Genomic DNA, 12,657 nt, shown 5'->3' with positions numbered 1-12,657 from the left:
AAAATTATCCATTGACAGCCCCCATTTCGGCACCGTAGGCTCCAACACCAGAGGAACAGTCCACAAAGTGGATTGCGTCAAGAGCTCAATGAGGAGATGCAATGTCAAAGCTGAAATCCGGAGCGGCCGCCGCGCTGCAGGACGTACTGCGGGACGGCATGACGCTCGCTGTCGGAGGCTTTGGCCTCAGCGGCATCCCGGCTGATCTGATCGAGGCGGTGCGCGACTCAGGCGTCAAGGACCTCACCGTGGTGTCCAACAACATGGGCGTGGACGGCAAGGGCCTCGGCGTGCTGATTGAAGCCGGCCAGGTCCGCAAGGTCATCGCCTCCTATGTGGGCGAGAACAAGCTCTTCGCGGAGCAGTACCTCGCCGGCAAGCTGGAGGTGGAGTTCACCCCGCAGGGCACCCTGGCCGAGCGCCTCCGCGCCGGCGGCGCCGGCATCCCGGCGTTCTACACCAAGACCGGCGTCGGCACCCTCGTCGCTGAAGGCAAACCGCTTGCGGAGTTCGACGGCGAGACGTTCGTCCTGGAACGCGCCATCAAGGCCGACGTTTCCCTGGTGCACGCCCACACCGCCGACACCGACGGCAACCTGATCTACCGCTACACCGCGCAGAACTTCAACCCCGTCGTCGCGGCTGCCGGCGCCGTGACCGTCGCGGAGGCCGAGGTCATCGTCGAACCCGGCGTCCTGGACCCCCACCACATCATCACTCCCGGCGTTTTCATCCAGCGCCTGGTCCAGGCCAGCGACCGGGTCAAGGACATCGAACAGCGCACGGTCCGCCCCCGCGCCGAAGCGGCCGCAGCAGCCGCCGCGGCCGCCGCATCCGTCCCGGCCTAAGCGCCCGCCCCTACTTCCTTCAGGAGAAACATCATGGCTTGGACCCGGAATGAAATGGCTGCCATCGCGGCCGAAGAGCTCAACGACGGCGACTACGTCAACCTCGGCATCGGCATCCCCACGCTGGTCGCCAACAACCTGCGCGAAGGCGTCCGCGTCGTGCTGCAGAGCGAAAACGGCCTTCTCGGCATGGGCCCGTTCCCCTACGAGGGCGAGGAGGACGCGGACCTCATCAACGCCGGCAAGCAAACCGTCACGGTCCTGCCTGGCGGCAGCATCTTCGACTCCGCCGCCTCCTTCGGCATGATCCGCGGCGGGCACGTCAAGGTCGCCATCCTGGGCGCCATGCAGGTCTCCGGGGACGGCGACCTCGCCAACTGGACCATCCCCGGCAAGATGGTCAAGGGCATGGGCGGGGCCATGGACCTCGTCGCCGGCACCCCGCGCGTCGTGGTCCTCACCGAGCACAACGCCAAGGACGGCACCGCCAAGATCGTCAAGGAATGCACCCTGCCCCTCACCGGGCTGAGCTGCGTGGACCGCATCATCAGCGACCTCGCGGTGTTCGACCTTGTGAAGAATGAACACGTTGCAGGCGGCGGCCGGCAGCTCACGCTGACCCGCCTCGCCCCGGGCGTCACCGTGGAGGAACTCCGCGGGAAGACCGAGGCCCCGTTCGAGGTTGCCCCGTCCCTGGACACCACCCCGACCATAGAAGCCAGCACCCTTGAAGGAGCAACCGCATGAGCCTGCGCGAACAGTTCGGCAAAGACGTCCTGCTGACCGGCTGGGGCCACAGCCGCTTCGGAAAACTCACCGATGAAACCCTCGAATCCCTGATCGTCCAGGTCGCCACGGAAGCGATCGGCAATGCCGGGATCGAACCCGGCCAGATCGACGAGATCTACCTCGGCCAGTTCAACTCCGGCATGATGCCGCTGGCGTTCCCGTCCTCACTCGCGCTGCAGGTCTCGGAGCAGCTGGCCAACGTCCCGTCCACCCGGGTCGAGAACGCCTGCGCCTCCGGGTCGGCCGCCTTCCAGCAGGGCACCAAATCGCTGCTGGCCGGAACCGCGAAGACCGTCCTCGTGATCGGCGCCGAAAAGATGACCCACGCCGGGGCCGACGTCGTCGGGGCTGCCCTGCTCGGCGCCGACTACGACATGGCCGGCAAGGCCTCCAGCACCGGCTTCACCGGTCTCTTCGCCGAGGTCGCCAAGCATTACGAGAAGCGCTATGGCGCTGGCGCAGGGAACCTGTCGGACGTCCTGGGCACCATCGCCGCGAAGAACCACCGCAACGGCGTGGACAACCCCTACGCCCAGCTCCGCAAGGACCTTGGCGAGGAGTTCTGCCGCACCGTCTCGGACAAGAACCCGATGGTCGCCGACCCGCTGCGCCGCACCGACTGCTCGCCCGTGTCCGACGGCGCTGCCGCCGTCGTGCTCAGCGTTTCCCCCACCGGCGGTGCCACGGCCCCGGTCCGGCTTGCCGGGTTCGGTCATGCCAACGATTTTTTCCCCACCGAGCGCCGCGACCCCACCGCCTTCACCGCGACGCGGGCCTCCTGGCAGCGCGCGCTGGGGATGGCCGGCGTCGGGCTCGATGAGCTGGACTTCGCCGAGGTGCACGACTGCTTCACCATCGCCGAACTGCTCATGTACGAGGCCATGGGACTGACCGAACCGGGCCAGGGTTCCCGCGCCATCGAGGAAGGCTGGGTCTTCAAGGACGGCAAGCTGCCCGTCAACGTCTCCGGCGGACTCAAGGCCAAGGGCCATCCCGTGGGTGCGACCGGCGTCTCGCAGCACGTCATCGCCGCGATGCAGCTCACCGGCACCGCCGGCGCCATGCAGCTGGCGAATCCGCGCCGCGGCGCCGTGCAGAACATGGGCGGGGTCGGCATCGCCAACTACGTCAGCGTGCTTGAAGCCGTCTGAGGAAACCAGCGCAATCCTCACAGTCAGATCCGGCCGGTGCCGGACGCCTTGATGGGCCGTGTCTGACCCCGGCGTTGCTTGTGATGGGTTGCTCGTGCGGTGCCGGGTCGGGCGGGGCCGGGACGCTGCGGGGCCGGGTCAGGCGTAGTCGTTGTAGAAGCCGCGGCCGCTCTTGACCCCCAGCCAGCCGTTGGCGATGTACTCCTGCAGCATGGGGGCCGATTTGTTCTCGACCCCGGCCAGCTCGCAGTAGTGGTTCTCGAGGTCCAGGACCACGTCCAGGCCCACCTCGTCCATGAAGCGGAAAGGGGTGATCTCGGATTTGAAGAGGTCGGCGAACAAGGCGTCCACGTCCCGCGGCTCCGCCACCCCCTCGGCCACGACCAGCAGCGATTCGCGCTTGATCGCCGCCCAGATCCGATTGAAGATGAAACCGGCACTCTGCTTGCGCACCCGATGCGGGACCAGCGCGTACTTGGGCAGCTCGGCCATGAGCAGTTCGATGATCCGCGGGTCGGTGTGGCCGCTGGACATCAGCTCCACCGAACGCACTTCCGGCGGCATGTAGAAGTGCATGTTCAGGACCCGCTCCGGGTTGTTCACGCCGCCGATAAATTCGGAGGAAGCGAACGCGGAAGAGCTGCTGGCCAGCACGGCGTCCGTGGCTGCCAGCTGGTCAAGGTCAGCGAAGATGGCCTGCTTGAGGCCCAGCTTTTCGGGCACCGCCTCGACCACGAGCCACGAATCCCGCAGGGCGTCCGCGAGGTTGTCCCGCGCCGCGAGCCGGACCGCCGGGCTGCCGCCGAGCTCTTCGACGGTGCGGTGGCGCTGCGTGGCGACATACTCGAGTGCGGCTCTGGCCACGGCGAGGCTGATGTCGAAGACGCGCACTTCCGCGCCCTGGAGCGACAGCATCAAGGCGATGCGCCGGCCCCGGGTTCCGCCGCCGACGACGGTAATGGGCCGGTCCGCGATGTTGGCGGGGAGCGTGTAGGTCATGCCAATTCCTTTCAGCGGCGTGCACCGATGCAGCGGCCAGGTGGATGCGGTTCGTGCTGGTGCCCTTGGCGTCAATACAAGGGCAGGGACAGCGGCCAACACAAGGGCCGGCGGGCAGGGAGGACTAAACTCGATCCAAACCCGCCCGCCCCCATGCGAGGAGCTTCCATGCGCGCCACGATCATCCACGCCCCCGGCGACATCCGGGTTGAAGACCGCGACTATCCCACGGTTCAGTTGCCCACCGACGCCGTCGTGAAGGTCACCGCGTCCTGCGTGTGCGGCTCGGACCTGTGGCCCTACCGCGGCGTGCGGCCCACCCGCCGGCCCACCGCGATCGGCCACGAGTTCATCGGCACCGTGGAGAGCATCGGCTCCGGGATCACCGGCCTGGCCGTCGGCGACCTCGTGATCGCACCGTTCGTGATCAGCTGCGGGGCCTGCCCCCAGTGCCTGAACGGGGTCACTGTGGCCTGTGACCATCTGGCCGGCTGGGGAGGCAGGGACGACACGGGCTTGAGCGTCGACGGCGGCCAGGGGCAGGCGGTCCGCGTCCCGCTGGCCGACGCCACCCTGGTCAAGGTGCCCGGCATCACGGAACCGGATGATGCCCTCCGGAAGAGCCTGCTCACGCTGTCCGACGTGATGGCCACCGGCCACCACGCGGCCCTCGCCGCGAAAGCCGGTCCGGGCCGCACCGTGGTGGTGGTGGGCGACGGCGCCGTCGGACTCTGCGGGGTGCTGGCCGCCAAGCGGCTCGGGGCGGAACGGATCATCGCGATGTCGCGCCACGCCGACCGCCAGGCGATCGCCCGCGAGTTTGGGGCCACCGACATCGTGGCGGAGCGAGGGGACGACGGCGTCGCCAAGGTCCGTGAACTCCTCGGTGGAGTGCTGGCCGACTCCGTCCTTGAGTGCGTCGGGACCAAGGAATCCATGGACCAGGCGCTGCACAGCACCCGCCCGGGCGGCGCTCTGGGCTTTGTCGGGGTCCCCACCGGCGGCAGCGAGGTCCCGCTGCGCTACCTCTTCGACACGAACATCTCTATCGGCGGCGGCATGGCCCCGGCACGCACCTACATCCCGGAACTGCTCGCGGACGTCCTCGACGGCACGATCAACCCGGGCCGCGTCTTCGACGTCGTTATGCCGTTGGAGGAGGCCGCGGAGGCCTACCGCGCGATGGACGAACGACGGGCCATCAAGGTCCTGCTGACCCCCTAAGGGATCGCCTCTTGCCGGCTCTTGTTCTGGCTCTTGTTCTTCCGAGGGGACCGGGTCTACCGTGAGCGCATCAGCATCCGCCGCTGTCGAGGAGCCGTCATGGCCAGGTTTGTGCAGATCATCGAATTCCAGACCTCCCGCATCGAGGAAATTGAGGCGCTGGGCCGGCCGTCGAGAACCGAGGGAAGCACCCCGCCCACGTTCCGCCGGATCCTGGCCACCGCGGACCGCGACCGTCCCGGAACCTATCTCACCCTGGTCGAATTCGATTCCTACGACTCGGCGATGGAGAACTCGGCGCGGCCCGAGACCTCCGACTTCGCCGCCCGGATGGCGGCCCTTTGCGATGGGCCGCCGGTGTTCCGGAACCTGGACGTGATGTGGGAGGACACCGGCAGTCCAACGGACCTTGAGTAGGGGCCCGCAATGGATACTGCACGTCCTGACCCGTCGGCCAGCAGTTCCCCCGCAGGCCCCCTAGTGCTGGACCTCGGCGGGACCGGCACGGCGCCCCTCAAGCTGGTGGGCGGCAAGGCCCGGAACCTCGGCAAACTCCTGGCGGCCGGCCTGCCGGTGCCCCGCGGATTCTGCCTGACGACCGCCGCCTACGAACTGGCGGAACCACCCGGTCTCGCCGCCCTGGCAGCCGAACTCGACGCGCCGCGAACGGCGGCGGGAATAGCAGCATCCGAGGCAGCGCCCGTCACGGTTGCCGGGCGGGCCAGGGCACTGATCGAGGAAGCGCCGATTCCGCCCGCGGTGGATGCCGCCGTCCGCACCGCCTACGCGGACCTGGGCGGAACCCTGCCGGTAGCCGTCCGGTCCTCCGCCACGGCCGAGGACCTGCCCTTCGCGAGTTTCGCCGGGCAGCAGGACTCCTACCTCGACGTCGTCGGCGCCGACGACGTCGTCGAGGCGGTCCGGCGCTGCTGGGCGTCCCTCTGGAGCGACCGGGCGGTGGCGTACCGGTCCGCCAACGGGATCAGCAACCGCGACGTGGGACTCGCCGTCGTCGTCCAGGCCATGGTCCACGCCGCCACGGCCGGAGTGCTGTTCACCGCCAACCCCGTCACCGGGACCCGGACGGAGACGGTCATCAACGCGAGCCCGGGTTCGGGGCAGGCCGTGGTCTCGGGAGCGGTCAACCCGGACCAGTTCGTGCTGGACACGGCCTCCGGCGCGGTCAGGCTTCGAACGCCGGGAGGGACGGACCCCGGTCACGGCCCGGTCCTGGGCGATTCCCGGCTGCAGGAACTCACGGCGCTGGGAGACCGCGTCCAGCACCTCCTCGGGGCGCCCCAGGATATCGAATGGGCGGTCGACACCGCCGGCAGGATCTGGCTCACCCAGTCACGTCCGATCACCACGCTGTACCCGCTGCCGGAGCCCGCGCCCGAAGACGTCGCCGCCGGCCCCGCGGCGCCCACCCGGGTGTACCTGTGCGGCACCCTGTTCCAGGGGCTGACCCGGCCGATCACGCCGATGGGGCTGGCCGTCCTCGAGGTGATGCGCAACAGTAAGGGGCCCTGGCGGTACGTCAATCCGGGCTTGCGGATGTACGTTGACCTGACGGCGGTGGCCCGCAACAAGTCCGGCCGCGCCTACCTGCTGCGGGTCCTCCCCCTGGCGGACGGCAGATCCGGTGCCGTGATGCCGGCCCTGCTTGAGGACCCCAGGTTCAGCCTCATCGAGCACCCGTTCCGGGCACGCCTGCGCAAGCGCGGGCCCGCGCGCCGCGTCCCCACACCACCGCGGCGCACCGGCGGCACCGAGAAATCGGCCAGCCTCGGCCTCTTTGTGGGGCTCATTCCTGCCATGATCCGGTCCGCGTTGCGGCCCGCCGCTGAGCTTCGGCGGGCCAAAAACTACGGCAGGGGGCTCGAGGCCGAGCTCCGGCTGGCCGAACCCGCCAGCTCCGCCCAGCGGCTCGAATTCACCGAGCAGATCCTGGGCCGGACGATTGACGGGCTGATCCGCGCCACCCTGCCGGGCCCGTCCGCTGGCTACATCTTGCTGGCCGTGGCCCGGCGGCTGCTGCGCGGCATCGCCCCACCCCGGGAGCTGGAGGCTGTCCTGCGCGGCCTGCCCCACAACATCACGACCGAAATGGACCTGGAGCTCTGGAAGCTCGCCGTTTCCATCGGCGACGACCCGGTGTCGCGCGGGGAATTCCTGGCGAAACGCCCCGAGGAGCTGTCCGCCGAATATCTCGCCGGCACACTGCCGCCACAGGCCCAGGCCGGGGTGCGCGGCTTCCTCGCCCGCTACGGCCACCGCGCCGTGGCGGAGATAGACCTCGGCATGCCCCGCTGGTCCGAGCAGCCCGACCATATCCTCGGCATGATCTCCAACTACCTCCGCGTCGAGGATCCGGAGCAGGCCCCCGACCGGCAGTTCGCCCGGGCCGCCGAGCACGCGGAGGACCGGATCCGCAGCCTGGTGGAGCGGGCGCGGGTCCGGAGCCCCTGGCGCGCACGGCGGTGGAGCTCTGTCTGCGCCGCGTGCGGCAACTGGCGGGGCTGCGGGAACTGCCCAAGTTCTACATCGTGCTTGTGCTCGGCGAGATGCACCGGCAGTTGCTGCGGATCGGCGCGGACCTGGCCTCGGCCGGCACGATCCCCGACGCCCAGGACGTGTTCTTCCTCGACTTCGACGAGATCCGCGTGGGCCTGCGCGGCGCGGAGCTGCACGGCATCGTCGCGGACCGCCGCCGGCTGTACGACATTGAACTGCGGCGCCGGCGCATCCCGCGGCTGCTGCTCTCCGACGGCACAGACGTCGAGGCCGCGATGATGGCGAAGTCTCCGCCGTCCGGGGCCGTGACCGGAACACCGGCCTCGGCCGGCACCGCCACCGGACGGGTCAGGGTGATCATGGACCCGGTGGGCGCCCATCTGGAACCTGGCGACATCCTGGTCGCCCCCTCGACGGACCCCGGCTGGACGCCGCTGTTCCTGACGGCCGGCGCGCTCGTCATGGAAATGGGCGGGGTCATCTCCCACGGGGCCGTGGTGGCCCGCGAGTACGGCATCCCGGCCGTCGTCGGCGTCCCGGACGCCACCACCCGGTTGCGGACCGGCCAGACGGTCACCGTCGACGGCGCGGCGGGCACCATTCGCGAGGAGCCGTAACCAGGGCAGGCTGCCTCACAGCTGTAGCACAGGTGTGCCAGATAGAATTGGATGATGACCACACCGGCCCACCAGCCAACGCACCACGAGTCGCCCTTTCAGCTGTCCCAGCACCGGCCGCAACCATCCGGCAACTCCTTCGCCCTGGCCCGCAAGGCGAGGAACGTCCTACGGCGGGTTCCGGTGTGGACCTGGCGGGTGCTGATGCACTCGGTGAAGGCCAGCGAGAACTCCCGCTTCAACGTCGACCCGATCACCGGCGTCGACTACTTCCACGACATCGACTTCGTGGGCGACGGCATCCGGGCGCACCGCCTCGACGTCATCACCCCCCACGTGCCCGCCGGCACCACAGCAGACGGCACCACCCCAGCCGGCTCGCCGGGGGCGTTGCCGGTGTACGTGTACTTCCACGGCGGCGGTTGGACGTCCGGGGACAAGGTCTCGCTGACCAAGTACTGCGCCAGCCAGGCCGAAGGCGGCATGGTGGTGGTCAACGTGAACTACCGGAAGGCTCCGCGTTTCCAGATGGCCCACGTCCTGGCGGACGCCAACGCCGCGCTGGCCTGGGTCCGGGAAAACATTGCCGGCTATGGCGGGGACGGATCGCGGATCGTGCTGGGCGGTGACTCCGCCGGCGGCCAGATCGCGGCCCTCCTCACCGCCGCCAGTTTCCGTCCGGAACTGGCGCGGCACCACGGCCTCACGCCCGCCGTCCCGGCGTCCGATTTCAAGGGGCTCGTCCAGCACTGCAGCGTCGTGGACTTCTCCGTTTTCTTCGAAAAGGGCTTCGTGCTCAGCCTGAACTTCATCCGCATGCTGCTTCCCGGCCTCCGTTCCGGCGGCCGGAACCGCGGCATCGGCGGGGGGCTGCGCGGCGGCTTTGGCAGCAGGTTTTCCGGCTCCGGTCCCAGCGGCATCGAGGCGCTCCGCAAGGGAGCAGGCTTCCTCTCCCCGATCGAATGGCTGGATTCGCGCTTTCCGCCGGTCTTCGTGACCACCTCGGAACGGGACTTCTTCTACGCCGCCAACATGAACTTCATTGCCCGGCTGCGCGAACATTCCGTCCCCGTGGACAGCCTTATCTACGACTGGGACAACTCCAACACCGAGCACACCTGGCAGCAGGACTTCCGCTACCCGGAATCGCAGGAAGTGTACCGCCGGCTGCACGCCTTCGTGCGGAAAGTGGCCTGAGGACTGCTGCTCCGGCCCGACCGGGTCCCGTCCGCCGCCGCCCGGGGCTATGTTTAGTCCATGGTGTCTGCCGACAGCAACGCACAGGGCGACCGGGATCCTGAGGGATTCGGATCGGCGCTAGTTGACGAAGCCGCCCGCCGGGACGCCGCCCTGGGCGACGTGGACTGGACCATCCTGCCCGAGGGCGCGGTGCGGGGCACCTTCGAGGCCCCCAGCGGCCCGCTCGCCACGCTCTCCATGGGCACCCCGGGCAACCCGCGGGTGCTCCTGATCCCCGGCGCCACGGGGTCCAAGGAAGACTTTGTCCTGATGCTGCCCGAGCTCGCCGCGGCCGGGTACTTCGTCCTGAGCTGCGACATCGCCGGCCAGTACGAATCCGCCGCGGCGGGACCGGAAAACCTCTCGCCGCCCCGCATGCACTACGACTACGAGCTGTTCACGAACGACCTGCTCGCCATGCTCGACGCCGACGACGGGGCCGCGCACGTCGTCGGGTATTCCTTCGCCGCGATCGTCGCCCAGGTGGCCTATTCCCGGCGGCCGGAAAAATTCCGCAGCCTCACCCTGCTCAGCTGCCCGCCCGAACCCGGCCAGAGCTTCCGCGGCGTCCAGCGCATCGGATGGTTCAGCGGCTGGGTCAGCCCGAGGGTCGGGGCCGCGCTGATGATCTGGGGCATCCGCGTCAACGTCGTGCGTGTCCCGCCCAACCGGATTCGGTTCGTGAATCACCGGTTCCGTTTCACCCGCCGGAGTTCCGTGCGCGACATCGTCGGACTGATGCAGCACACGCCGGATCTGCGGCCGGTACTGGCGGCAGCGTCGCTGCCGAAGTTCGTGGCCGTCGGGGAACACGACCTCTGGCCGCTGACGCTGCACCGCCGCTTAGCGCAGTCCATCGGCGCGCGCATCGCGGTGTACCGCGGCGGGCACAGTCCCAGTGAGACCTCGCCGCACCAGATGAGCCGGGACCTGATCGCGCTCTACGAATCCGCCTAGGCCGTTCCCGGAGGGAAAGACGGAACCCAGCTTTTAGGTCTTTTGCGGCGGCGGCACGAAGGAGATCATTGGATTACCGACCTCCGCCGGCTCGATTCGATCGGAGAAGACCATGCTCAAGACGTGGCTGTGCAAGCTGAACATTCAGCACGAGTGGCATATTGAACACGCCGACGACGGCGCCTTATATAAGCGCTGCAAACGTTGCGGCAAAGACGACGACCGCGGAGGCGGCGGGGCCGGTTCCTTTGGCGCATGGGCAGGTCCGGCCGGGGGCTAGGGTGTCACCTTGGCCGGACGCTTCCACGTTGTGGCCGCCAACATTTTCGCGTGACGCCCCCGGCACGCGCCGTCAAAGTCGCTATGAGATCCACGTCTGGAGCGCGCCGAGGCTCCACGACGGTGCCCTAACCAGAATCAGCTCCCGGTCCTCCCGGAGGACCTCGAGGATGCCGTCCTCACGGGATAGTTTGCGGACGACCCGGTCGACGTCGGCCGACCGTTCGTGGGCGATCTCGTCGCCCAGGCCGATCTCGAAGTCGTAGCCGCCCGGTTCGTCGCGGACGTCCCCGATCTCGAAGGGCGGCTCTGGTTCCAGCCCCTCCGCGGTGTCACCCGCGGCCGTGCCTAGCTGTTCGATCAACGCCCGAGCATAGACCGCGATCGTGTCATCCGGCGACTCCCGTACCCCGCGAAGGGCCGCGCGTGCGTCGACCGTGGAGAGCCCGGGCAGGAAGTTGTGGTTCTCGCCCCTGCCGCTGACCAGGACCGGGTGGTTGTTATAGGCGTAGCGCTTGTGGGGATCGCGCGCGATCTCCCAGCGTGCCAGCGGCGCCCGGTTCCGCACTACAGCGGCGAGGTAGGACACAAGACCGTCCAGGAGCGTGAGGGACTCCAGGGACAGGGTCGGTTCTTTCTCGGCGGTGTGCCGCTCCCACGACGGCCATGCCTCGCGCGGCACGGAGGCGGGGTCCGTCGCGCCGGGGGCGTCGATGCTGGTGAGGCGGGACAGCATCCATCGCCACAGGGGAACGAAACTCTCCGGGGTGCCGTCAAGGAGCGCAACCGGGTCCTGGCCGTCGGCCACCAGGTAATCCCTGAGCCGCGCCAGTGCCGGGCCGCGCTCGTCGAGGAACTCCTGGAGGGCGGCGGTGGCCTCGGCCGTGGTCAGGTCGCGATAGTTAGTCACGGCAACACACCCCGGCGCGGGTGGTCGCGTTCCCATTGACGACGCCGGCGGCGCCGCCGGAACGGGCCCTCCTGCCTGAACTCGATACCGAAAGTGGTCCACGCCATCGACAGCCGGCGCCCGACGGAGTGCCAGTTCGCCAGCGGCCGAGCGGAGACCTGCACGCGCAGGGTGGGGTCGGCGATCACCGTCGCTTCGGGCGGGATCTGGTAGGAAATGTCCAGATCATCGTGCACGGCCGGAAGGCCACGATGGACGGAATTCCGGATCCGGTCCCAGACGTCCGAGCGCAGGGCGAAGTTCGAGCCAAACAGCGGAGGATGACCCAGCAGCCACCCGATGGCCCAGAAATACCCGGGAATGTAGACACTCGTACCCACCCACCGGGCGAACCGGGTTTCGCCGTAGAAGTCGCCGGGACCGGACACGGCGGACAGCGGGCCAGCCTTTTCCAGAATGGATTCAACCCGTTCGAGCCAGTCCGCGGGCGGGATCGAGTCCGTGTCCAGCCGGGCAATCAGCTCGCAGCGTGCCTCGTCGAATCCGTATGCCGTGGACGCGGCGATCCCGGGGAGTTCGACGGCGACCCGCCGGGCCCCGGCGGCGGCGCAGACCTCCGCGGTATTGTCCGTGCTGGCGTTGTCTATAACGACGATTTCATCGGCCGGACGGGTCTGCCGGGCGAGTGCCGCAAGGCAGACGGCGAGCACGTCAGCGTCGTTCCGGGTCGGGATAACCACCGAGATTGTTGTCATATTGCCCCGACTATAGTCCGCGAACGGGACGAAATACCCCCGTTGGACCCTTGCACCGCGGCCCCCGGCCCCGTAGGTTGAGCAACAGCGGACGAATGTCTCCGCAGCCGTTGGCCTCCGGGCCGCCGGAGATCAGCAGCATTTCAGAAGGATATGGCATGGCTACAGGCACAGTTAAATGGTTCAACGCCGAAAAGGGTTTTGGCTTCATTGCCCCGGATGACGGGTCAGCCGACGTTTTCGCCCACTACTCGGCAATCGCCAGCAGCGGCTACCGCTCGCTGGACGAGAACCAGAAGGTCGAGTTCGACGTCACCCAGGGTCCGAAGGGCCCGCAGGCCGAGAACATCCGCCCGCTCTAAATACTCCGGATAG

At 68.6% G+C, this 12,657-nt stretch carries 13 protein-coding genes; 10 read left to right on the top strand and 3 right to left on the bottom strand.

Features of this window, described 5'->3' with window-relative positions; translation table 11 throughout:
- The first annotated feature begins 101 nt into the window (after window positions 1–101).
- From J2W14_RS09825 to J2W14_RS09815, 3 genes are read left to right on the top strand one after another with little or no spacing between them, the layout of a single operon-like run.
- Complete coding sequence (locus tag J2W14_RS09825; protein ID WP_307461760.1) at window positions 102–848, top strand: CoA transferase subunit A; 747 nt, start codon at window positions 102–104, stop codon at window positions 846–848.
- Window positions 849–881: 33 nt separating this feature from the next.
- A complete protein-coding gene (locus J2W14_RS09820; protein WP_307461757.1) occupies window positions 882–1,595 on the top strand; it encodes a CoA transferase subunit B in 714 nt (237 codons plus the stop codon).
- Window positions 1,592–2,788 carry an acetyl-CoA acetyltransferase gene (locus tag J2W14_RS09815; RefSeq protein ID WP_307461754.1) on the top strand — a complete coding sequence of 399 codons (1,197 nt, stop codon included), beginning with the start codon at window positions 1,592–1,594 and terminating at the stop codon, window positions 2,786–2,788. Before J2W14_RS09820 ends, J2W14_RS09815 begins: the two co-directional genes overlap by 4 nt.
- A 138-nt stretch (window positions 2,789–2,926) precedes the next feature.
- On the opposite strand, the gene J2W14_RS09810 is transcribed toward J2W14_RS09815, so the two are convergent.
- The gene (locus J2W14_RS09810) at window positions 2,927–3,787 is read right to left on the bottom strand and encodes a 3-hydroxyacyl-CoA dehydrogenase family protein (RefSeq protein ID WP_307461751.1); all 861 of its coding nucleotides are present in this window, start codon (window positions 3,785–3,787) and stop codon (window positions 2,927–2,929) included.
- A gap of 168 nt (window positions 3,788–3,955) precedes the next feature.
- Between J2W14_RS09810 and J2W14_RS09805 the strand changes: the two genes are divergently transcribed.
- From J2W14_RS09805 to J2W14_RS09780, 6 genes are all read left to right on the top strand, one after another.
- Window positions 3,956–5,011 carry a zinc-dependent alcohol dehydrogenase family protein gene (locus tag J2W14_RS09805; protein WP_307461748.1) on the top strand — a complete coding sequence of 352 codons (1,056 nt, stop codon included), beginning with the start codon at window positions 3,956–3,958 and terminating at the stop codon, window positions 5,009–5,011.
- A gap of 99 nt (window positions 5,012–5,110) precedes the next feature.
- Window positions 5,111–5,428, top strand: coding sequence for a hypothetical protein (locus tag J2W14_RS09800; protein ID WP_307461746.1), 318 nt, complete (start codon window positions 5,111–5,113; stop codon window positions 5,426–5,428).
- A 9-nt stretch (window positions 5,429–5,437) separates the two neighbouring features.
- On the top strand, window positions 5,438–7,804 hold the full coding sequence (locus J2W14_RS09795) for a PEP/pyruvate-binding domain-containing protein (protein WP_307461742.1): 2,367 nt from the start codon (window positions 5,438–5,440) through the stop codon (window positions 7,802–7,804).
- The gene (locus tag J2W14_RS09790) at window positions 7,801–8,142 is read left to right on the top strand and encodes a PEP-utilizing enzyme (protein ID WP_307462363.1); all 342 of its coding nucleotides are present in this window, start codon (window positions 7,801–7,803) and stop codon (window positions 8,140–8,142) included. Before J2W14_RS09795 ends, J2W14_RS09790 begins: the two co-directional genes overlap by 4 nt.
- A 54-nt stretch (window positions 8,143–8,196) precedes the next feature.
- Window positions 8,197–9,339 carry an alpha/beta hydrolase gene (locus J2W14_RS09785; RefSeq protein WP_307461739.1) on the top strand — a complete coding sequence of 381 codons (1,143 nt, stop codon included), beginning with the start codon at window positions 8,197–8,199 and terminating at the stop codon, window positions 9,337–9,339.
- Window positions 9,340–9,399: 60 nt separating this feature from the next.
- The gene (locus tag J2W14_RS09780; RefSeq protein WP_307461736.1) at window positions 9,400–10,338 is read left to right on the top strand and encodes an alpha/beta fold hydrolase; all 939 of its coding nucleotides are present in this window, start codon (window positions 9,400–9,402) and stop codon (window positions 10,336–10,338) included.
- Between the two features lie 361 nt (window positions 10,339–10,699).
- On the opposite strand, the gene J2W14_RS09775 is transcribed toward J2W14_RS09780, so the two are convergent.
- Together J2W14_RS09775 and J2W14_RS09770 are read right to left on the bottom strand one after the other, a co-directional pair.
- Window positions 10,700–11,527 carry a hypothetical protein gene (locus J2W14_RS09775; protein ID WP_307461733.1) on the bottom strand — a complete coding sequence of 276 codons (828 nt, stop codon included), beginning with the start codon at window positions 11,525–11,527 and terminating at the stop codon, window positions 10,700–10,702.
- The gene (locus tag J2W14_RS09770; RefSeq protein WP_307461731.1) at window positions 11,524–12,282 is read right to left on the bottom strand and encodes a glycosyltransferase family 2 protein; all 759 of its coding nucleotides are present in this window, start codon (window positions 12,280–12,282) and stop codon (window positions 11,524–11,526) included. Before J2W14_RS09770 ends, J2W14_RS09775 begins: the two co-directional genes overlap by 4 nt.
- Before the next feature lie 158 nt (window positions 12,283–12,440).
- Here J2W14_RS09770 and J2W14_RS09765 point away from each other — a divergent pair, with 158 nt between their 5' ends.
- Entirely contained in the window at window positions 12,441–12,644 is a 204-nt protein-coding gene (locus tag J2W14_RS09765; RefSeq protein ID WP_013599688.1) for a cold-shock protein, read from the top strand.
- The last annotated feature ends 13 nt before the right edge of the window (window positions 12,645–12,657 follow it).

Source organism: Pseudarthrobacter oxydans, from assembly GCF_030812335.1.
Lineage (GTDB): Bacteria > Actinomycetota > Actinomycetes > Actinomycetales > Micrococcaceae > Arthrobacter > Arthrobacter oxydans_B.
Note: the sequence above shows the minus strand (reverse complement) of the source record. Positions and strands in the feature narration are given on the sequence as shown.